Annotated in this window: 17 protein-coding genes and 1 pseudogene; 14 read left to right on the forward strand and 4 right to left on the reverse strand. The window is 45.8% G+C overall.

What is annotated here, in order from left to right; genetic code table 11:
- Positions 1-96 precede the first annotated feature (96 nt).
- The 3 genes from NWE73_RS12150 to NWE73_RS12160 are packed head-to-tail and all read left to right on the forward strand — an operon-like array spanning position 97 to position 2,530.
- Positions 97-1,353 (forward strand): hypothetical protein, encoded by a 1,257-nt coding sequence (locus NWE73_RS12150; protein WP_277578601.1) that lies wholly within the window; start codon positions 97-99, stop codon positions 1,351-1,353.
- 14 nt (positions 1,354-1,367) lie between these two features.
- Positions 1,368-1,745, forward strand: coding sequence for a hypothetical protein (locus tag NWE73_RS12155; protein ID WP_277578602.1), 378 nt, complete (start codon positions 1,368-1,370; stop codon positions 1,743-1,745).
- Complete coding sequence (locus tag NWE73_RS12160) at positions 1,742-2,530, forward strand: hypothetical protein (RefSeq protein WP_277578603.1); 789 nt, start codon at positions 1,742-1,744, stop codon at positions 2,528-2,530. Before NWE73_RS12155 ends, NWE73_RS12160 begins: the two co-directional genes overlap by 4 nt.
- Here NWE73_RS12160 and NWE73_RS12165 read toward each other — a convergent pair.
- Positions 2,527-3,333 carry a TIGR02147 family protein gene (locus NWE73_RS12165; protein ID WP_277578604.1) on the reverse strand — a complete coding sequence of 269 codons (807 nt, stop codon included), beginning with the start codon at positions 3,331-3,333 and terminating at the stop codon, positions 2,527-2,529. The two genes, NWE73_RS12160 and NWE73_RS12165, sit on opposite strands and share 4 nt — an antisense overlap.
- Positions 3,334-3,447: 114 nt before the next feature.
- On the opposite strand from NWE73_RS12165, the gene NWE73_RS12170 reads away from it, so the two are divergent.
- Positions 3,448-4,116 (forward strand): hypothetical protein, encoded by a 669-nt coding sequence (locus NWE73_RS12170; RefSeq protein WP_277578605.1) that lies wholly within the window; start codon positions 3,448-3,450, stop codon positions 4,114-4,116.
- A 59-nt stretch (positions 4,117-4,175) separates the two neighbouring features.
- Here NWE73_RS12170 and NWE73_RS12175 read toward each other — a convergent pair whose 3' ends face one another.
- Complete coding sequence (locus NWE73_RS12175; RefSeq protein WP_277578606.1) at positions 4,176-4,640, reverse strand: PaaI family thioesterase; 465 nt, start codon at positions 4,638-4,640, stop codon at positions 4,176-4,178.
- Between the two features lie 232 nt (positions 4,641-4,872).
- Here NWE73_RS12175 and NWE73_RS12180 point away from each other — a divergent pair, with 232 nt between their 5' ends.
- The 7 genes from NWE73_RS12180 to NWE73_RS12210 all read left to right on the forward strand — a co-directional run bounded on the left by NWE73_RS12180 (position 4,873) and on the right by NWE73_RS12210 (position 12,840).
- Entirely contained in the window at positions 4,873-6,102 is a 1,230-nt protein-coding gene (locus tag NWE73_RS12180) for an alpha/beta hydrolase family protein (protein ID WP_277578607.1), read from the forward strand.
- Between the two features lie 266 nt (positions 6,103-6,368).
- A complete protein-coding gene (locus tag NWE73_RS12185; protein ID WP_277578608.1) occupies positions 6,369-9,206 on the forward strand; it encodes a thiamine pyrophosphate-dependent enzyme in 2,838 nt (945 codons plus the stop codon).
- Between the two features lie 175 nt (positions 9,207-9,381).
- The gene (lysM, locus tag NWE73_RS12190) at positions 9,382-9,870 is read left to right on the forward strand and encodes a peptidoglycan-binding protein LysM (protein ID WP_277578609.1); all 489 of its coding nucleotides are present in this window, start codon (positions 9,382-9,384) and stop codon (positions 9,868-9,870) included.
- 74 nt (positions 9,871-9,944) lie between these two features.
- Complete coding sequence (locus NWE73_RS12195) at positions 9,945-10,715, forward strand: hypothetical protein (RefSeq protein ID WP_277578610.1); 771 nt, start codon at positions 9,945-9,947, stop codon at positions 10,713-10,715.
- An 80-nt stretch (positions 10,716-10,795) separates the two neighbouring features.
- Entirely contained in the window at positions 10,796-11,803 is a 1,008-nt protein-coding gene (locus NWE73_RS12200; protein ID WP_277578611.1) for a hypothetical protein, read from the forward strand.
- A gap of 14 nt (positions 11,804-11,817) precedes the next feature.
- Complete coding sequence (locus tag NWE73_RS12205) at positions 11,818-12,258, forward strand: hypothetical protein (RefSeq protein WP_277578612.1); 441 nt, start codon at positions 11,818-11,820, stop codon at positions 12,256-12,258.
- A gap of 81 nt (positions 12,259-12,339) precedes the next feature.
- Positions 12,340-12,840: a methylated-DNA--[protein]-cysteine S-methyltransferase gene (locus tag NWE73_RS12210; RefSeq protein WP_277578613.1), complete on the forward strand. Its 501-nt coding sequence runs from the start codon at positions 12,340-12,342 to the stop codon at positions 12,838-12,840.
- 49 nt (positions 12,841-12,889) lie between these two features.
- On the opposite strand, the gene NWE73_RS12215 is transcribed toward NWE73_RS12210, so the two are convergent.
- On the reverse strand, positions 12,890-13,744 hold the full coding sequence (locus NWE73_RS12215; RefSeq protein ID WP_277578614.1) for a substrate-binding periplasmic protein: 855 nt from the start codon (positions 13,742-13,744) through the stop codon (positions 12,890-12,892).
- A gap of 143 nt (positions 13,745-13,887) precedes the next feature.
- Between NWE73_RS12215 and NWE73_RS12220 the strand changes: the two genes are divergently transcribed.
- Positions 13,888-14,637 carry a recA protein gene (locus tag NWE73_RS12220; RefSeq protein ID WP_277578615.1) on the forward strand — a complete coding sequence of 250 codons (750 nt, stop codon included), beginning with the start codon at positions 13,888-13,890 and terminating at the stop codon, positions 14,635-14,637.
- A 967-nt stretch (positions 14,638-15,604) separates the two neighbouring features.
- Here NWE73_RS12220 and NWE73_RS12225 read toward each other — a convergent pair.
- Positions 15,605-15,796: pseudogene (locus tag NWE73_RS12225) on the reverse strand (helix-turn-helix domain-containing protein); the annotation flags it as partial.
- Positions 15,797-15,986: 190 nt separating this feature from the next.
- Between NWE73_RS12225 and NWE73_RS12230 the strand changes: the two are divergent.
- Together NWE73_RS12230 and NWE73_RS12235 are read left to right on the forward strand one after the other, a co-directional pair.
- Complete coding sequence (locus NWE73_RS12230; RefSeq protein ID WP_277578616.1) at positions 15,987-17,309, forward strand: DNA polymerase Y subunit UmuC family protein; 1,323 nt, start codon at positions 15,987-15,989, stop codon at positions 17,307-17,309.
- A gap of 9 nt (positions 17,310-17,318) precedes the next feature.
- Complete coding sequence (locus NWE73_RS12235) at positions 17,319-20,609, forward strand: DNA polymerase III subunit alpha (protein WP_277578774.1); 3,291 nt, start codon at positions 17,319-17,321, stop codon at positions 20,607-20,609.
- Positions 20,610-20,616 lie beyond the last annotated feature (7 nt).

Genomic DNA, 20,616 nt, shown 5'->3' on the forward strand with positions numbered 1-20,616 from the left:
ATTTCGCTAACTATTTACAAAACAAATCTGTGGAGCCGGTGCGAAAGCCTTTAAGATGGCAAACATCGAAAACGCTTTTAACCAAAGGATGAATGTATGAAAAAGATGATCAAATCAATCGCACTTTGCACAAGTCTTCTTGCTACGCTCTCAGCCTGTTCCCCAGAAAAAACAAAAGAAGTCACTAAAGTACAGCTTAGCGTAAATGAACAAATGCAATCTGATGAATTAACGGCCGCTGGCGAACAGCTGATCGCACCCCACACTTTCCACTTGGCCGACAGAGCCTTCGCCTTAGCACTTGAGAAAAATCCAAGCGACAAAAAAGCAGAATTCTATCGCGTCTTCCTTAAAAGATTCATGGTCTTCCGCGGAGTCATGACCAATATCAAACCGATGGTAAAAAAATACGGTGATGCCGCGAAATACGATAAAGAGATGAAGAAGATCCCTAACTCTCCAATCAATGACTTCCTTTTCATGCCTGCTGACGGCGTTATTAAACCTATTAACACGGAAGAAGACGTTCAAAATCTTTTGATCGCCTACAGAAATGCGCTCCAAGATTTCAGAACCTATGTGGCCATGAATCAAGATCTCAAATTAGAGCTTCATGTGAATCCGATTATTTTCATGAACCAAATCAATGAAAACATGACAAGCAACTGCACCGTTGTTCCAGGCACAAAAGAAGAAGATGGCCAGATCGAATGCGACACCTCTGAAATTGCGACCGTTCGTGTGAACATCGCCGACCTTCTAAGCTTGAAACAAGAAGCGGCTGGAGAAATTCTCTACCTCGCACTTTACACAAGTTACAACTTCAACGGTTTGGCTCAATACACTAAAGACAATTCTGGAAAAGAAATGACTGCGAAAGAGTCCTATGACTTGTTGCAATCGAAAGTGGATTTCAAACTGCTTAAGAATGAAGGTTTTACGGCGATTCGTTCTTTGGGAGCTGACTTGGGCGTGGCTGCAAAATGGGCTATGAAATACCAAGATTCTATTTGCCCTAAAGATAAAAACGGAATGCCAGTGGCTCGCAAAGGCTATATGTTCAAAAAAGGTCTTTGCATTGACAATGCTTCGAATCTTGAAAAGAACTTAGCCCTTCTTGAGCAAGTGCTTAAAGGTACAATGGCCGTTAAAATCGGCAGTGATGAAGCAAATCAAATTACCAAAAACATCAACTTCCTAGCTCCATTTGACAAGCCAGTTGCGGATCTTCGCATGTTGACGCCGGCGACTTGGAACGAAGCAGGCACACAAGGAACTTCATTCAAGGATAAAACTTTGGGTGGCATGTTCCCAGATCAAGATGCTGACTTCCTTTTGCAACAAACTAAATAAACGGGATCTCATCAATGAAGACTCTGACCTTCTTCCTTCAAATAGGAATTCTTTTCGCAGGGGCCCTGGCCTCTGCGCAAGGCATTGAGTCTTCAATGAAGGGTTTTAACTTGCAAGCTTGCAGTCAGGATCAACAGCAATGTTTGGTGATCAAGGCTGAAAAAACGCTGGGTAGCCAAATGAAGATGCTTCACGCTTTAACAAAACCGGAAGTCACCATCACTTCGAAGAAGACTGCAAAAACAGAAACTCTGCGTGGCGATACCGGCTATATTGACATCGAAGAAAATCAAATCGTTCTTTACAAGAAAGAGAACGGCAAATTGAAAGAGACCTCCATCAATCTCTCTAACTTTGAAAAATTCAGCTCCGAAATGGGAGCTAAATTATGATCAAACTCAAAGTTCTGATCCCACTTCTTGCTTCCTTTGCCCTCATGGCCTGCCAAGGTCAGAAGACTGAGGTTATTCGCGAGTATGTTGGAAATTCCGGTCGCGAAAGCAATTACGACGGCGGCACGGACAGTGGCGGCGGCAATGGCGTGGATGGACACAGCATCGAAGAATATGCCGTAAACATCCAGGAAGATGCTTCTTACCAACAGTATGTCTTACCTATCATTCTTAAAATCGCAGAAACTCATCCGCGTTTTGCCTCAGACATGGTGCATATTACTTCCGAGCGCACTTGGTATAAAATCCCAGTGTCCTTGAACTCTCTCAAGGCAACACAAATTGGAGTGAGTTTTGGGGACAAGGACCTTCAACAGTTCGCACTCCAAAACCTAAAGGCGGTTTGGATCAACTCTCGCCATTTTGACCGATTCGAAACGGATGAAACGCGCGCCCGCTTGATCTTGCACGAAATTCTTATGGGTGTTCGCCTGATGAAACTTAAGAATTCTTTGGATAACTGTTATTCTGGCGCAGCCCTGCTAAAGCTGAATCCGGCCAAAGCCGACGAATACAAAAAAGAACGCGAAGCCTGTGCGATTAAATATGTATTTAGCTCCACAGATCCCATCCTCATTCCAGGCGTGGGCAGTGGCCTCGACTTATCGAATGATGATTACGACAACATCCGCGGATTGGGAGTGAACCTGTGGAATGAAAAAGGCGTCATCTCTAAGATTGAATTGGATGCTTGGTTAAAGGCCAATAAATTCAGAAGCTACTAGTATTCAAACCAATCAATATTCAGACAGCGTACAACTTCTGAAGGCGAAGGAATCAACTTCGCATTCAGCCTTTCCACAAAAGCCGGAAGCTCTTGGCGAATCCAGTCAGCCACTTCCTGCGACAGCACCATCGGTCCCGTATAGAAAAAGTCTTCATCTTTATTCTGCTGAATCTTGCCCATCGCTTGAATACGCCAGTTTTGATGATGCCTATTCACCAAGGGTGAAGAACTGCCGACATGAGTCCTTGCCGTTCCCAATTTCAAACGATGTTTATCTTCCACCAATAAGTTATTTGCCAAAAGAAAGTCTAAAATCTTCTGTACGTGATTCCGGGGCAGATTGAGATAGCTCGCCAAGGCTTCGACGTCATTGTACTTGCCAGTATCCACGAGCAAACGCATTCCCGAATAAAGCCAGCTTGAGTAAAACACGTTGCGTGCTTCTTCGCTCAGTTCATTGGTCTTCACTCGATTTTCCAACTTTTTCGATTTATCCTGACGAGCCTTGATCTGACGAAGAAATCTTTTCTGCAATTTGAAACTGCCCGCTCGGCAATAATCTACCAACAGCAAAAAGAAATCAGTCTCATCATCTTCCAGCCTCAGGTAGTCGCACATCTCGGACGCAAGTTCCAGGCTCAGGTGCTTCTCACCCTTGAAGACCTGACTCACCATCGTGGTCGAAACCCCCAAAGCTTGGGCCAAGCGCCGATACTCCCCAAAGCCTTCGCGCGGCTGGTTTTCCACCCACGCATTGTAGAATTGCTTGTAATCCTGATAGTGAAAGATGGAAACAGACATAAATACCATTAACCAATTAGTTAAAACTTCTGTCAACTATTTACAAAACAGACCTAGGCCTCAAAAAGGGCTTCTTGTATAAATGGTTTCATCCAAACAAACCAAGGAGTTGTTATGAAGCTATATGCTGTTGTTGTTGCCCTGACTGTTTTTATGAGCTGGTTCACAGTTCATGCCCAAGACTCTGTCACTGTTGTCGAAAAACCTGTTGAGATGGTTTACAAAAATTCCAGTGAACACAATCGCATGGATAAAAAATGGACCGCACAATGGCAGCTCTTCGGCGCCGGTCCCAACGGAACTTCTGAAAGCGCGATCATTGGTGGGTATCATCTTGATAGAAACTCTGTAGTGCAATTGGAAGTCGGAAGCGGTGGGATTTCTGGCAACTCAATCTTCATTGATGATAAATACGAACTTTCTGGTTCGACCGTGGGTTTGCACTATAAGAAATTCTTCGGCAACTCATTCTATGCAAAGATCGGTTTGGATTATCGTTCTGTGACTTATAAATACAAATATCCGTTCACTGGAAACCAAGAAGGCTTCACCGGCGAATCACTTGGCGCTGGATTGGTTATCGGCAATCAGTGGCAGTGGGAAAACTTCACTTTAGGTTGTGATTGGATTGGCCTCAGTCTGCCGTTTGCAAGCACCGTGAAGTCGGAAACACTCACAAGCTCTGACTCTTTCTATCGCGATGAACTCAACAGTGCCCAACAAAGATATTTGAGAAATGGCTTTGCACAAGCTCTTCGTTTCTATGTCGGCTACACGTTTTAAGCGAAACTCAAAATTTAGAGACAATCGAACCCGCTCTATGAACAAGGCGGGTTCTTTATTTAACGATTTAGTTTTTCACCCAAACTCTGCAATTGCTCTGGCGCCAGACAGATAAAGAGTCCCTTCGAACGCGCATATATTTTCGTTGAATCAAATATTTCAGCCTCAACGAAAATTTTCCGATTTTCAGTGGAAACAATTTTTCCGCGCAGTGAGTACTGCTTTCTTACCGGAACCATCTCTAAAAATTCCACTTCGATCTTGGCCGCGACCACGCCGAAACCATGATGCCATCCTGTCGAGCCCATCACTTCATCCAGAACTGCAGCCTGGCAACCGCCATGCACATGCCCCGGTGGACCTGCCGACTCCACCTCAAACCAAACTTCGCCCAACAGCTCTTGTGGCTCACTGGATTTCAGCAAGACAATTTCCAGTTGCGATGACTCCATCACATAGGAACCCCGTGAGTCACCTTTGTAGGGCTTTGGAACTTCCAAAGATTTGTCATACTTCAATTTCATTGTTTCGGGCATAGCACGCTCTTCTTTCTAATTGCCTTAATAGAGTGCCAGATCTTCTAGAGTGATTCCTCTAAAAAATAAAGAATCCCATACAGTTTTTCGAGGAACCTGAACAAGAGAGCATTGCCAACGTTAAGATCGTATTTTCTTTTAGCACTCTCCCCGAATTTGCTTTCATGCGACAGCAAAGTTTGTTAGCTCAGTACCAGTTTGCGAATCCACCGAGGTCTTTATGAAGCGACTTGCACTGTTCCTTTTTGCATTGATGACATTGCCTGCAACTGGCCAAACAAGAAGTCTGACAATTTCAGGAATTTCTTCCGGCGGATTTATGGCATCGCAAATGGCGACAATTTACTCGGATCAATTTTCAGGAGTCGCAACGGTCGCTGGTGGTGTCTTCTTCTGCGCACAGAATGTATTTCAAAATAATCTCTCTGCCTACGGACAGGCCGCCTATTTTAACTATGGAGTGAATGCTGCTGGTCACAACACCCCCTCCATCCTAGAGCCATTAGAGTCCAACCCTCTCTATCAGGCACTCGGTGTGTGCATGCAACATCCCGAAAAAGCCCATCAAAATGAGGCGGCAAAAACCGCCAGTGCTCAACCGATGAATCTGGACTTCCTAAACGACTTTGTCACAAAGCAACTCATCGCTGACACCTCAAATATTTCCGAGCAACGTGTTTTAATTTACCAAGGTACCAATGACGAAACTGTGCGTGCGGGAATGGCCGATAGGCTTCAAGAGTTTTACACTCGTCTTGGCGCGACAGGGAATCAATTGAAGATGGTCTTCTCAGAGGGGAATCATAACTTTCCAACATTGCGCGAAGATGGAATTCCCTGCGCAGAAGCAAAGCCTCCCTATATCGCCAATTGCAAGATTGATCTTGCCGGACAAATTCTAACTCATCTTTTGAATCGCAACTTAGTTCGTTCAAAGTTCAATGAGCACAACTTCCATGTCGTGTCGCAAACCAAGGGACCTGATTCGGTGGCGAGTTATGGTTATCTGTATGCAAATCCTCTGTGCTTGAATAAGCCTTCGGCCTGTGATCTTCACGTGGCTCTGCATGGTTGCAAGATGTCCGATTCATTCGACAAGAATTTTCAAGCCGCCTATGAAGCCAAAGTCCAATTGACCCGCGTGTTGAATATTCAAGATTATGAATTGAAAGCCCGCTCGCCCAAAATGGGAGCATTGGCCTTTGCAAAAAAAGCGGGCTATGCAGAGTACGCCGAAGCTTCCGCAAATCATTTGATGGTCTTCTTTCCGCAAACACAAATCACCTCTGACAACTATCCCGCCAATCCAAATGGCTGCTGGGACTGGTATGGTTGGACCGGAAAAGAATACGCCACCAATCAAGGAAGCGAGCCCTCGTGGTTGATTCAGCAGATCAATGCGATCAAGAAAAATCCTCGTGCTCTACTTCTGCAGGAAATCCCTCAATAGATCCAAAATGCCCCCGTCTATTGGGGCTTTTTCGAGACGCCCTAAGTACTCGTAATACTTAGCCTATTGTGATTCCCTTTGTTCCCTCTAGGGGCCAAAGTACCGCACTCTTTGCAAGGCCACACACCCAAGCCTCACTCCCACACCCCCTTCGTCTTAAATAGAGCCAGTACTCTTGCTGCAGGGCTTAATTACATGGACTCCTACTCTGTAGAATGCTAGTTTCCCAGCCGATAATAAGACTGGAAAACTCAAGGAGAACCAACGTGGATTACTCTAACTTTAAGAATCTAAAACCAGAGGTTTTGAAAAATGCAACCCCTGAGATTTTGGACGCTATCGCAAGACGTGCGCACTACCTGTCCACTCAGATGATCTGGCAAGCGAATCACCGCTCAGATAAAGAAAAAGGCGACCCAAAAATTGGTGGTCACCCTGCTGCTTGTGCCAGCTCACTTCACATCATGGGTGCTTTGCACTTGTTGGTGAAATCAAGCTTCGACCACATTGCCAATAAACCCCATGCTTCGCCAGTAGATCACTCTTACAACTACTTGCTCGATATTCTTTTGAAGAATGACTTGTCAAAGTTGACTCAAGAACAAGCCGACCAAGCAATGCATGGTCTTCGTAAATTCACTGATGGCAGCGAATTTGTATTCCAATCATACCACTCTGCTTACGATCCCGATCATCACAACTTCTTCCCGTCTGGTACGGTGGGCATTCCACCAGTTGAAGCGGGTTACATGGCCTTGGCTTACCGTTATGCTCGCGAGCACGGTTATGAAGTTCCAGATGCACACTTCTGGGCTGTTTGCGGTGACTCTGAATTCCGCGAAGGTTCTATGTACGAAGCGGTTCCTGACTTTGCTGAGCGTGAGCTGGGTTCATTGACTTGGATCCTGGACTACAACCGTCAATCACTTGATGGTCACCGTATCACGAACAAAGAAATCATGAACGGCACTGATGCGGACCGTGTTGAGCGCACAATGAAAGCCAACGGTTGGGAAGTCATCCAGGTTCGTCACGGTTCTAAACGCCAGGCTTTGTTCGCAAAAAAAGACGGACAACTATTCCAAAACTTCTTGGAAAAAGAATTGGAAGACTACGAACTTCAATCATTGCTTCTTGTTCAAGACATGAAAGCTTTGAAAAAAGGTATCGCCAAAGAACATCCAGCAATGAAGAAATTCTTGGACAGCATCACTGACCAAGAGCTTTTCGATGCAATCCGCGATTTCGGTGGTCATGATATGTTGGCTTTGGCTGACGCCATGATGACTTCAAAAAAATCAACTCGTAAGCCGACAATCATCATCGCCCACACTTTGAAAGGTTGGGGCTTGAAATCAGCAGCTCAACCGGGCAATCACTCTTCTTTGCCACAAGAAGAAGAAGTGGTGGAGTTGCGAGCAAAACAAGGTATCACTGGTGACAAGCTCTATGAGCGTTTTGCAGCGAACACTCTTGAAGCGAAATTCTTGGCGACTCGCTCAGAAAAACTTTATGGTGAAATCAAAGCTCAACATGCTTTGAAAGCAAAAAACCAAGAGTTCTTCCTGAAGAAGCTCACTGAGTTCGGCGAGATCCCACAATCTTTGGATATCAACACCAAAATGACCAGCTATCCTCATACACAGTGGATGCTCGGTCAGTTGACTGCAAAATTGACTCGTATCGCGAATACACCGCTTGATGAGAAGAAACTGGGCGAAAAACAAAAAGCTCTTATCGACTCTGAAAAACCATTCAAACTTCCAGGCGAATTGTTCATTTCAATGGCTCCTGACGTGGGAACTTCAACGAACTTAAATCCAGCGATGGATGGTAAGATCTTCGGTGCCCCTGTGGTAACTGACCATGAAACTGACTTGGGCGTAAAAGACCACAAACTTCCTGACTTGGTTCCTGGCGAAGAAGAATCAGATCGCTTCTTGCGTTTTGAAATCGCTGAAGGAAACGTTATGTCTTGCGTGGGCGCATTCGGAAAAATGCGTGATATCGTAGGCGTTCCAATCATCCCATTGATGACTGTTTACGATTTCTTCGTAAAACGTGCATTGGACCAATACTTCTACAACCTTTATTGGAAAAGTTCTTTCATCTGCGTGGGCACTCCATCAGGCGTGACATTGTCTCCTGAAGGCGCGCAACATGGTTGGAAGTCAGACATCCAAATTCCAAATCAAATCACTTGGGAGCCGTTCTTCTGCCAAGAATTGGACTGGATCATCTGCGATACTATCAAACGTCATGTGATGAACGACAACGCAGGCCGCACGGGCACGATGCTTCGTTTGGTCACTCGCGGTGCTGAACAAAAAGACATGATGCACTACCTGAAAAAACAAGCGCGCTTCAAAACGGGTCTTGAAGGAACTTTGGCTCGCGCTGAATTCCCGATCACAGGTGCCGCAAACGAAGAAGAATTGGGAACTGCTGAAGAAGCACAAATCCTAGCGACAATCAGAGAAGAAGTGCTTCAAGGCGCTTACTACTTGATTGATTACCGTGGTTACGCTGGCTACGAGCCTGGCGACAACGTGGTGAATATCTTCGCTATGGGTTCTATGGTTACTGAAGGCATTAAGGCTTCTGAAGCCCTTCTTGCTCGCGGTATCTATGCAAACGTGATCGTTGTCACTTCATCTGATCTTTTGACAGGTATTTTGGCTCATGAAAATGACTACGAGTACCTGAAAAATGGTTTGGGCATCAACTCAAACTTGTACTTGAACAAAGCGGAAGAGGTTTCTTCTGGCGACCTAATCACAGTAGCTGGCCGCCGCGTTCCTGTTGTCAGCGTTGCCGACGGAGAAGCAGGATTGTTGGATAATATCGGTTCAATCATCGGTGTTCGCCAAGAGGCTTTGGCGGTTCGTAAGCACTCCAAGTGCGGTCGTCCTTCAGAGATCTACGCTTACCACAGCATCGACGCTGAATCAGTTGTTGAAGCTTGCGGTAAAGTCCTTGCAGACACAGCACTTGAAAAAGTCATGGTTTCTGAAAATGCTTTGGGTGCAACTCATCAGGCAGAGGGGCGCACAGCTCACTGGACTGATTTGTGGCCTGCGAAGTCACCTGTTCACAAACACTAGTTTTTAAAAAAATCTAAAGATTGAAAAATGGGAGCCACAAGCTCCCATTTTTTTCGCCGATTCACGGGTTTTCGATTCTTTGTCCTTTGCAAGCTTTCCCGCAAATAACGTGACCCTTCTTGAGTATCCGAAAAAAATCGGATGTCACTCAACTTTTTGCGAAAGGCCGAACACAATGGGACTAATCAGTTTCTTTAAAGATGCTGGCGAAAAACTATTTCATTCAAAAGATGCAAAGGCGGCGGAAGCCTCATCGCTCAATACTGAGTCGATTAAGAAATACATCCAGACCCAAGGGCTCAGAGTCGACAATTTAGAAATCGGCTTTGACAGTGTTCGCGACACCGTCACAGTTGCCGGCAAAGTGGCGGATCAGGCCACCAAAGAAAAAGTTTTACTCTGCTGCGGAAACATCAATGGAGTCGCCAATGTCGACGATCGCCTCACTGTCACAAATCCAGCTCCCGCGTCTCAGTACTACACGGTCAAATCGGGCGATACTTTGTCTAAAATCTCCAAAGAGTTGTATGGCGATGCAAATAAATACAATCTGATCTTTGAAGCCAATAGGCCGATGCTCTCGCATCCTGACAAGATCTATCCTGGCCAAAATTTGCGCATTCCCCCACAGGCAACTTCGCAGCAAAAGATGGCTCAACTTTAACCCCCAAGGTCCTGCTTTCAAGTCCGACCCGAAGCTCCTTGCCCCCAACTCTGAAGATCCTTATGATGGGGGCCATGGATTATAGCCAATTCACAGACTCACAGCTGCCGTTCGAAGGTGAATTCTTCCTTTCTCGTAAAAAGAAATTTGAAGAACTTATTTTCTTCGTTCATTTTTATGATGGATCGAAACGTCAGCTGCTTCGTCATATTAAAATGGTGAATGATCTGGGCTTTGACGCTTTTGCCTTTCAGCTTCAAGGGACCCACAAAGATTTGCTAAAACACATTCCGCTAAATACCGGTCTGAAGTTTGGTATGAAACACGCCTATGCAGATCAAATCGAAAAACTTCTGAATGAAATTCCCGGCAAGAAAATTATTTTTTCTTTTTCAAATCCTTCTGCCGCGGCCATTGAAGCCATGGCACGCAGACAGTGCTCTGACACTGTTGCCTTGATTTGTGACAGTGGTCCGACGGCAAGATTTCTGCCATCCGCTTACAAGCTTTTTGGCGAAGAGTATAAAGTGCAGTCATTTGCCCTGAAAGCTGCGCTCGCACCTCTTTTAAGCCTTGGCTGGAGCCCTCATTTGCATCGAGACATGTCGGCGCAGCTGGCGAGTTTCCCTGAAGGATTTAAAATTTTATCCATTCGCGGATGGAGAGATAAACTCATCCCACCAAGTCACATTGATGAAGTCTTTGAACCTCATACAAATCTTGATTGGACCAAGCTTTCTTTGCCTGAATCTGATCATTTAACAGGACTTCGCGACTTTCCTAGTGAATATATTCCCGGCGTTGAGAAGTTCCTTAACAGCATTGCCACTGCAATTTCCACCTAACTTGCAGTGGTTCATTAATCCCATGTAACTGGGCCTCCGAACTCAAGTTCTTTACTCTGATTTTTGGAGGGAACTTGATCATGAACGTTTCTTTTTTTAAGCATATCCTATGGACCCTTATCCTTGCTTCGTCAGTCAATGCCTGGGCGTGGCCCTGGTCTCGAGCTCCTAAGACTGAGACCTATCTTTATCAGCCCGAATTTCAGCGCATGGGTCAAAGCTATTTGGATTTGCTGGATGGCTTTCCTACGGACAAATTAAGCTCCCTTCCTGCCGATCAAAAGGCGGCGTGTGTTGATCGCTACAGCGGAATTCTAAAAGACGGAGTTATCGATATTCGCCTGGCACTTGGCTATTTTGATTGGACCACTGGGACACCCGTCGGAAATTACGGGCTCAGTCCCTCCATGGATCTAGGTGCCTATGCCGCACTCAAAGATGTTCTGACAAATTCCTGCACTGGAAGTTTGCGGATCTGTGGATTTAAGCAAGACCCTAAAAATCCGTATATCTTCACTCGTGAGGTTGTGGTCTTTGGGCAAAAATATCGAGCCCGAGTTGAAATGCATTTCTCTTCCGCGACGGAATACTATTCCAGCAATGTAGGAAAATACGCCAACGACCAACGCGAGCGAACTCAATTCATGGATAATTTCTTTGCCTCAGCATTGCAAAATGCGGACGCGACCTTTTACTTTGGACATTCTCGCAATGGAGGCGGCCCGGACTTCTCTCCGCCTCGCCTGACCAGTAAAAACAAGGTCGATTATGACGGCTACTACGAAGTGGTTCGCCCCGGCTTTAAGAAAATGCTGAGTGCTTTATCAAATGGTTCGAGCCAAACCAAAATATTTGGTTTGATGTCCTGTGATTCTCGCGATCACTTCCTTGGAAAGCTTCGCGGCGCGGCTCCTAAAACGGGCGTCATCACTTCGACAGCCGTCTTAAATGTCGACGAAGTTTACACCGCGATGATCGGCGCCATCGACGCCCTTTTGCGTGGGCAATGTCAGAAGTCCTTCTATAAAGAGCTTCGCATGACTGAAAGAAATCAAAAGTACATCACCATGGATGGCATGTTCGAATAACAAGGAGATTCGCTATGATTCAGATTTCGCAGCTTCCTCACCCGGACTATCTAAAATACCCCAAGCATCACACTTTGTGCTTCTTCAGCACTGAAGAACAAGCTCAGAATACCGCCGAGGCCATTTTACGCCAAGGCCTTCACGAAAAGGACATCAATATATACGAAGGAGCTCATGGCTTGAATGCGATTGATTCTGCGGGCAATCAGCATTCCGTCAAGGAGGCTTGGGCACGCTGGGTGCAAAAGTTCTTGGGCACGGGCGAATGGGATTTGGTGTCTGAAGCGGACCGCGAGCTGCGCGAAGGGCACCTTTTAATGAGTGTATTGACCGTGAAAGAAGATCAAAAGGATCAGGTCGCGGAACTGATGCTGCTGAATGGAGGACACTCCATTCGCTATATAGCGCCCCTCTACAATGAGGAGATGACTCCACCCAGCCAGCACCCTTCCTAGTCTTCTTTCACACCCTAAAAGATGACATGACACCGCTCGTGAAACAGGCTATGTCTGCCCTCATCAAAAATGAGGTCAGACATGAACGATTTAGAATTCCGTATTTATAAAGTTGCTTCCGTATTTGGCGATTGGCTTGCGGCCTTCGAAGGTGACGAAATGGTTTTCCTGGGCAACTACAGCGCCGGAAAAAAATTAGTTGAAGACGACTTGGCAAAATTCTTCTATGACAACTATGGCTTCAAAGTCGGCAAATTCACTCCTGCAAAATGGACTAAAGGCAAATTCTGGAGCACTCGCCACAAGATCAAACTTCAAGGCACTGAGTTCCAAATGAAAGTTTGGTTGGAGCTTCTTAATATCCCAGAAGGCAAAACTGTCAGCTACACAGATCTTGCGAAAAAGATCCGCAAGCCTTCTGCAGTTCGTGCGGTGGCTTCTGCGGTTGCCAGAAATCCGGTTAGCTTCTATGTTCCCTGCCACCGTGTCGTCGGCAAAGGCACTTCAACCAGCTCTAAGTTGAAATATCACTGGGGTTCTGATTTGAAGAGAGAGCTTTTGACTAGCGAAGGCGCTCTTTAATTTTCAATTCATAAAAAAAGCGCATCACTCGTCTCGATGATGCGCTTTTTTAATACCTCTTCATAATCTTTTCGAACTCCCCGCTTTTCATCATCTCCAGCAAGCGCTGATCAAGAATTTTTAAAACCTCTTCGGCATCTTTATACTTAGGACTCATTGCTAAATAGAAGTTGAAGGGCTTAGGCCCCAGTTCCGCCACACGAATAAAGGCATCTTGCGATATTCCTTCCTCTTTGGCTATACGACGTAAAACTCGTTCATCATCAATAATCAAGTCCACTCGTTTATTGATCAACTTCAGCAAGTTGTTTCTTCCGGCGGAGTCACCATAGGAAAACTCAATAAAATTTCTTCCTGCTTTTATTAAAAGAAAATCTCCGAGGTGTCCAAAGAGCACTTGCTCATAGCCGGCGACCAGTCCGACCTTTTTTCCCTCCAAGGAGTGGGGTCCATCGTATTTCCACGAGACACCGGGCCGGGCAAAAACCGCATACTGCAGAATTGCCAACGGCACTCGGTGCTTCAATAACAAGGGAGGCCCCGCGCTTTCAGAGTCAAAGCCCGTCCCTCCAAACACCCCTTGCGACAGACCTTGCTGCGCTCTTCGCACAGCGCGATTCCAAGGGACAATTTCATAGCGAATGGAGTAACCGGAGCCGGCAAGTGCCGCCTCGGCAAGCTCAACCGCAAAACCCTTTCTTTCATCTTTGGGGCCGCAGTTGTAGGGACAGTAAAAATCCGCCTCGATCAAAAGCTCCTTGGTCTTGGCAATGGCGTTTTCCGCCAACAATAGCGATGCAATCATCTGCAAAAAGAAGAATACAAATTTTGATGGCATGATGTTCACTTTAATCCAAATACTGAGGTTCTGTATTATATTTGGGAAAGTAACATCCCAGCTCATTAGTAAAGTTAAGTAACCGTATCTACGCCATTTATTTGAAACTACCTTGAAGCGGCTAGACCAAAGACCAAGGCCTATTAAGCCCTTTGACTTACATATAATTTACATAGTAACTTATATGTAAGTCACCCATGGAGAGCCGAATGAATACACTCGCCCTTCCCGCCCTAGCAAATATTCCCTTCGTCTCTGCTGAGGACCTACAACCACCAGCTGGGGTTCCTACTGGCATCAATACTTTGGATGATTTCCTTTTATGGAAAGGCATTCCCAAAGGAGACCTCAGTCTTTTCCAGGGAACCCCAGGTACGGGGGCCACGTCTTTATGGGTTTCCCTTACGCAGAAAGCTCACGAACAAAACAAATGGGTTGCTTGGGTAAATGGCGGAGCACAGCTTCTTCCCACTCATCTGGTCAGTCGCCAGATCAATCTCAAAAAGCTTTTGGTTGTGAAAGAACCCCATGAAGCCGAGCAGTTGTTTTGGGTTCTACAGGAATTGATCACAAGCTCATTGTTTGAAGTGATCGGCTGCGAACTGAAAGAGATGTTCTTTAAAAATCATCAGCTGCAAAAACTTAAAAATCTTTGCCGCTTTCACAAAGTGGCACTGATTTTTGTCTGCCACAAAATCAGTCGCTTCGTAAATCCTCTTTTTAGTTTGATCATTCAATTTCAAAGAGACTTCATCACGATTCAAAGAGCACTTCACCGCCCGACACCTTTCAGTGTCGCGGGCAGCGTGATTCATTCGCATTTTTTATTTCAATCTAAAAATGATAAAGATCAAAAACGTGTTGCAAAGAAATTCTTTCTTGAGAGTTCAGATACTCCAACAACGTCAAAGACTTATGTAGATTATTCTTCGCAAAAAGATCGGCAGCTTTCTCGATAAAACTAGGGCGCATCTTGAATTCTTCAGGATGCAACTTTGCTAAAAACAATCCGTCCAAAACCGCACTTGAAAATTGCAGACGACTCAATCGAGTCATTGCCAGTCTTCTTTTCACAAGACTTTTTGCCTCAGGAATAAAGCCATTCGCCAGGCAATAAAACAATTCAAATTTTTCCACTCTTGAATCCAGGCGGTGGAACTGCGAGACATCGCGCAGTCTTTTCGCCTTGCCCAACTGGGAACGCACTTCATTATAAGATTCCCCGTGCAAAATACGAATGATGCCCATGCAAAAATGGCTGTATGATTGACCACGCACCCAGCCTGCACGCTCTGAACTTTTCAGATTCCTGATAAAAGAGATACGGGCATTCTTAAAGTCCCGAGCCCGCAAATAAGTCTCACCAAGATGAAAATACTTTACAGATATCATCACCTGGTTTGTGCTGTTCATTTTACGATCTAACAGAATAGACTTACGAAGATGGTGAGCAGCATCCTTATGGTTTTCAAGAAAATGCAGAACTCGTCCCAACTTGAAATGGTAGTCTGATTTACATAGGGGATTATCGGTCTTTGCCAACAGTTTTCTGGATTCTTCGAAATAGTCCAAAGCAGGCAAAAGATGACCTACCAACTCCGAACGAATTGCGAGCCAATTCAAAATAAATATCTGCTCATCAAAAGATCGCAGGGCTTGAGCAATCTCCAAAGCTTTTTCCAAATTTGATTTTGCTGAACGAAGCTTACCAATAAAGAGGGAGGCAAAACCAATATGCTTATACAAAATCAACTCTTGCTGCGTCCCCAAACCACGCCCTGAATATGTTTTCAATATGCGACGATAGCTTTCCCAGTCGTTCGCGGCACGCACACGCTGGATGAAATGATCTGAACACAACTCTTCTAAAGATCGATCAATAGGACGCTTGGCCACCACGACAGGCGAAGTGCAAAGTGCAGAGGGAGATACCCCTAATGCTTTTGCCAAGGCCCCTAGAGTGTCTGGCTTCAATCGACGAACAGTTCCATTTAGCCAACGTTGAATAGTCTTCGTCGTGACCTTGAGTGTTTGCGCCAGATGCGTCCGCGGGAGACCTTGAGCCTCCAGAAACTTACGTAAGATCGCTGCATCGATTTCTATCAATTCGAGTGTCATATATTAGGGAGCCTAAGTTATTTAGAAATTCCGTCAACAAAAACCATAGCAAAACTCGTTTTCCAAGCTACGAGATCACATAAGTAACTAATTTATATAAGTTTTTAGCCAAAGGTCTAGAGCTCCATCCGAGACTTGATTTACATATAATTTACATGGTAACTAATATGTAAATAAAGAGAGCCACACTATGCGCACACTGTGTTTGAATTTTAAAAGCCCCCAAGAAAGTTCCTGTGCTGAAGCCTTCTTAACCTTCAGCCCGAAGGTGCAATTCCGCTTTCCACACTTTGTCTTTATCGATATCGAATCGACGGCGCATCTGTTGGGCGGCGAAGTGGCTTGCCTGGAAAAAGCTTTGCAGATTGCGCGCAAGTTTTCTGCAGAAACCAGCGCAGCTATTGCTGACACTCCTCCTGTTGCACAGATGATGGCGAAGTGGAAGCCGTCCTCCATTTCTCTGAAGGGTCAAGAGGCCAAGTCTTTACAGGGCTTGGGCTTGGATGCCTTGAAGGATCTGGAAGGACTGGTCACATGGACTCAGAAAAGACAGATCGAGCATGTGATTTCTTTTGCGCACTCTTTGGGAATTTGCACTTTAGAAGAAGTTTATAACTTTAGACTCGTTTCATTGCGTGAGCGTTGGGGGGATTTTGGTGTTTTACTTTGGAATCGTTTGCATAGTCAGGACTCTCAAGTCATTTCACCTTTTATTCCTCGCGACCCTCTTGTGGGCTATGGCTACCTGGATGATCCCATAGGAGTGGTGAATCTTCTTTTTAATCGCATTCAACCTCATTTAAATATTCTCTTTGCCCGTCTGAATGGATTGGCCCGTTACGCACAAAAAATGGAAGTGATCCTGCACTGTGAGTACTCGGATAAAAAACATATTTTGCAAATTGAACCCGTCAGTGCCAGTCGTGACCAGATGCTCTTTGAAGATCTTCTTTGGAAGCGCATGGAAAAGACCGAACTGGAAAATCCGATTCGAGAGTTTGAAATTACAATTTATGATGTGCCGGAAAAAGTTCAGCAGTTGAATTTTTTCGAACCGCGCGATAACAGTGAAGATCGCTGGCGCCGCCTGATCAGTTTTGCCAAGCAAGCCAATTGCGAAATGGGTTTCCTGCAATTGGAAGCCAATCACTTTCCGGAAAAAAGTTTTAAACTGGTCACGGAATGGCCGGAGGACTTTGTCTCTGAAGATTTGGTAGAGCGACAAGACAATGCCTTACAAATCAAAACAACTTATGCAAAAGGCTTGGCGCAAAGCCCGCGCCCATCCCTTTTGCTGGAACAACCGCAACCTCTTTCCGATGAAGAGTTGCGCAAGATCCGTTTTGTCTCAGCTCTACCGAGCGAGCGCATTGAATCTTCCTGGTGGCAACTGACAGAGCAAGAGCTTAAATACCGCGATTACTATTTCGCCCTTTCAAACCAAGGGCAATTGCTGTGGGTTTTCCAAGATCGCATGAGCACACAATATTATTTGCATGGGTATTTCGACTAAGGACATTTTATTAAAAATCAGAGTGGAGACAACCTACTCCGACAGAGTCGGAGTGTAAACAGCCTAGGTACTTACAATGGAGGACGCTCTTTAAAAGAGCCTCCCTCATCCGCCTTAGTCACCCGTCACCATAAACAACCTCAAGTTTCAGCACCGAAAGCGAAAGCCTTTGTTGAACTTCTCGCACGCAGTAATTTTTCTTTTCTGTGTGGAGCTTCCCACCCCGAGGAAATGGTTGAGCAAGCTATTAAGCTGGAATACGACGGCATTGCTCTTTGTGATTTGAATGGCCTTTATGGAGTGGCCCGTGGCTATGCGACGGCCAATTCCGATTCCACCTTCACCGCTTCCAAAAAACCCAAGGAAGGCTTCCATTATCTCATTGGCACGGAGCTGACTTTAACTGATGAAACGGCCATCACCCTGATTCCTCAAAACAAGCAGGGCTATTCCCATCTATGCGAATTGCTTACAATAGGAAAACGTCAGGCGACCAAAGGTTTCTCGTCCCTGCACCTGGAGCAAGTCGAAAAGTACAATCAAGATCTTCTGTGCATCGCCATTCCTCCCATCAGCGAAGAGCGTTATGAACATTTGCATAAAGTTTTCGGTGACCGCCTTTATATTCCAATATGGCGGGATCTGACTTGGGAGTCTCAAGAGTTTTGCAAACAGGCCTTTCTTCTTGAGGAAAAATATAGCGCACAGCTTTTCGTCACACAGCGAGCGTTCATGCACACGTCCGAGCGCAAGCCTTTATTTGACGTCCTGACCTGCATTCTGCACCACACGACTCTGGATAATGCCAAAGACAAATTGATTCAAAATGCAGAGCGCTCTTTGAAATCTCTCGAAGAGCTTTCCACCTTATGGAGTGATCGCATTGATCTTGTGGAAAAAACTGTGGAGATCTCGGCACGTTCGACTTTCTCTTTGAGTGAAATTCGCTATCGCTACCCGCGCTCTAACATTCCCAACAACCTCACACCTTCAGAATATCTGCGCAAACTGGCTGAAGATGGCGCCCAGTGGCGTTTTCCAGATGGCGTGCCTGAAAAAATCTTGCAGCAAATTAACAAAGAACTGACTCTGATTCAAAGTCTCCAATACGAAGATTATTTTATTACGCTGAAAGAGATCTGTCAGTTTGCCCAGGAAAAAGGAATTTTACATCAAGGACGTGGCTCCGCTGCGAACTCCGTCGTGTGCTATTGTTTGGGACTGACCTCTGTGAATCCAACAGAGATTGATTTGTTGTTTGAAAGATTTATTTCAGCAGAACGTCGCGAACCACCGGATATTGATATCGACTTCGAGCACAGTCGGCGCGAAGAAGTGATCCAGCATATTTATCAAAAATACGATGAGCGCCATGCGGCCATGGTCTGCACTGTGATTCGTTTTCGATCGCGCATGTCGATTCGCGAAACGGCCAAAGTCTTTGGCGTTCCTCTGGCGAAAATCAATGCCATGATCAAGTTCATGGGCCGCGATGGAATGCGACGCCTGACCGAAGATCCGAATGTCTGTCACCAGTTTGGAATGCCTTTGGAGCAATGGAAGTTATTTTTGAATATGGCGAAGCAGGTACACGGATTTCCCCGCCACTTAGGCATTCACACCGGCGGCTTTCTTATCACCCAAGACTCTATCACCGAGATGGTCCCCGTAGAAAAAGCGACAATGAATGGCCGCTATGTCATTCAGTGGAATAAAGATGACGTCGCCGCCATCGGACTTATGAAGATCGACGTCTTAAGTTTAGGCATGCTAACTTGTCTGCGGAAGTGCTTTGACCTTTTAAAACATCACAAAGGCATCAGCTTCAATCTTGCGACCATTCCTCAAAACGACAAGCCCACTTACGAAATGATTTGTCGTGCTGAAACGGTCGGCGTCTTTCAAATCGAATCCCGCGCGCAGATGAACACCTTGCCGCGTATGAAGCCACAAAACTTTTATGACTTGGTTGTTGAAGTCGCGATTGTACGCCCCGGCCCCCTGCAAGGAGGCATGGTTCATCCTTACCTCAAGCGGCGACAAGGACTAGAAAAAGTCACTTATCCAAGCCCCCTGCTGGAACCAATTTTAAAACGCACCCATGGTGTTCCTATTTTCCAAGAACAAGTGATGAAGATAGTCATTGCGGCGGCAGGTTTTTCCCCTGGAGAATCTGATGAATTGCGACGAATCATGTCCTCTGCCTGGCGCAAGCGCTCGACCATGGATGCGATTCGCGAGCGTATCTTGCGTGGTTTTGAAGAGCATCAGATTTCTCGTGAGTACGGTGAGCAAATTTACAAAACTATTGAAGGCTTTGCGAACTATGGTTTCCCAGAAAGTCATGCCGCCAGCTTTGCTTTGCTCACCTACGCCAGTTGCTATTTAAAATGCCGACATCCCGATGTCTTCGCCTGCGGATTGCTCAACAGTCAGCCCATGGGTTTCTATGCTCCGCGCACGATTATTTCCGAAGCTCAACAGCATGGCGTGGAAACTCTGCCTTTATCCATTCAGCACTCTGACTATGATTACACTTTGGAGCCTAACGGAAGGGAGATCCTTTCTTTGCGCGTGGGTTTGCGCTCTCTTTACGGAGTTCCTGAACAAATCGCACGCAGCATTGAGGACGAGCGAAAGCTTCATGGACCTTTTGAAGATCTGACGGATTTTATTCGCAGAACTTCTTTGCCCAAAGCCTTACCCAGAGCTTTATTGGTGAAACTCGCCGCTTCAGGAGCCATGGATTGTTTCAATGTCAGCACGCGCGAATTGATTTGGCATATTGAAAGCCTGAGCCTGGATCAAGGCAGCTTCCTGTGGGGCAAGCCGAAAGAAAGTCTGGTGCAAGGTGATTTCGAAGAGGACGACGTGGAAAGTCTGCCTTTTGAGTCCAACTGGGATAAGCTACGCCGTGAATATGACACCAAGGGATTTTCTGTCGATGCACATCCGATGTCAGTTTTGCGCTCTTACCTCAACGTGAAAAATCAGGAGCTGATCCAACAGCGTTATGTTCCTTACATGACCTCGGAAAACTTAAAGACCCTTCCCAACAAACGAAAAGTGCGTGTCGCTGGATTGGTGGGCATTACGCAACGACCTCCGACTGCCAAAGGCATGTGCTTTATCACTTTGGAGGACGAGCATGGGTTCATCAATATTGTGATCCACCCCGAGGTCTATCAAAAAGACCGCATGGCCATCTATGGCAAGTCGCTTTTGGAAATTCACGGCCAAGTCGAAAAAGTCGGTGATATCATCAACGTGCGCGCCGCACGAGTCCTGCCACTGCAGTGATTTTTTC

The sequence above is a fragment of the Bdellovibrio svalbardensis genome, assembly GCF_029531655.1.
In the GTDB taxonomy this organism is placed as follows: Bacteria; Bdellovibrionota; Bdellovibrionia; order Bdellovibrionales; family Bdellovibrionaceae; genus Bdellovibrio; species Bdellovibrio svalbardensis.

Excerpts from the sequence above, each read along its gene's own strand:
- NWE73_RS12150 (WP_277578601.1), top strand. The coding sequence starts at position 97 with ATGAAAAAGATGATCAAATCAATCGCACTTTGCACAAGTCTTCTTGCT.
- NWE73_RS12155 (WP_277578602.1), top strand. The coding sequence starts at position 1,368 with ATGAAGACTCTGACCTTCTTCCTTCAAATAGGAATTCTTTTCGCAGGG.
- NWE73_RS12160 (WP_277578603.1), top strand. The coding sequence starts at position 1,742 with ATGATCAAACTCAAAGTTCTGATCCCACTTCTTGCTTCCTTTGCCCTC.
- NWE73_RS12165 (WP_277578604.1), bottom strand. The coding sequence starts at position 3,333 with ATGTCTGTTTCCATCTTTCACTATCAGGATTACAAGCAATTCTACAAT.
- NWE73_RS12170 (WP_277578605.1), top strand. The coding sequence starts at position 3,448 with ATGAAGCTATATGCTGTTGTTGTTGCCCTGACTGTTTTTATGAGCTGG.
- NWE73_RS12175 (WP_277578606.1), bottom strand. The coding sequence starts at position 4,640 with ATGAAATTGAAGTATGACAAATCTTTGGAAGTTCCAAAGCCCTACAAA.
- NWE73_RS12180 (WP_277578607.1), top strand. The coding sequence starts at position 4,873 with ATGAAGCGACTTGCACTGTTCCTTTTTGCATTGATGACATTGCCTGCA.
- lysM (WP_277578609.1), top strand. The coding sequence starts at position 9,382 with ATGGGACTAATCAGTTTCTTTAAAGATGCTGGCGAAAAACTATTTCAT.
- NWE73_RS12195 (WP_277578610.1), top strand. The coding sequence starts at position 9,945 with ATGGATTATAGCCAATTCACAGACTCACAGCTGCCGTTCGAAGGTGAA.
- NWE73_RS12200 (WP_277578611.1), top strand. The coding sequence starts at position 10,796 with ATGAACGTTTCTTTTTTTAAGCATATCCTATGGACCCTTATCCTTGCT.
- NWE73_RS12205 (WP_277578612.1), top strand. The coding sequence starts at position 11,818 with ATGATTCAGATTTCGCAGCTTCCTCACCCGGACTATCTAAAATACCCC.
- NWE73_RS12210 (WP_277578613.1), top strand. The coding sequence starts at position 12,340 with ATGAACGATTTAGAATTCCGTATTTATAAAGTTGCTTCCGTATTTGGC.
- NWE73_RS12215 (WP_277578614.1), bottom strand. The coding sequence starts at position 13,744 with ATGAGCTGGGATGTTACTTTCCCAAATATAATACAGAACCTCAGTATT.
- NWE73_RS12220 (WP_277578615.1), top strand. The coding sequence starts at position 13,888 with ATGAATACACTCGCCCTTCCCGCCCTAGCAAATATTCCCTTCGTCTCT.
- NWE73_RS12230 (WP_277578616.1), top strand. The coding sequence starts at position 15,987 with ATGCGCACACTGTGTTTGAATTTTAAAAGCCCCCAAGAAAGTTCCTGT.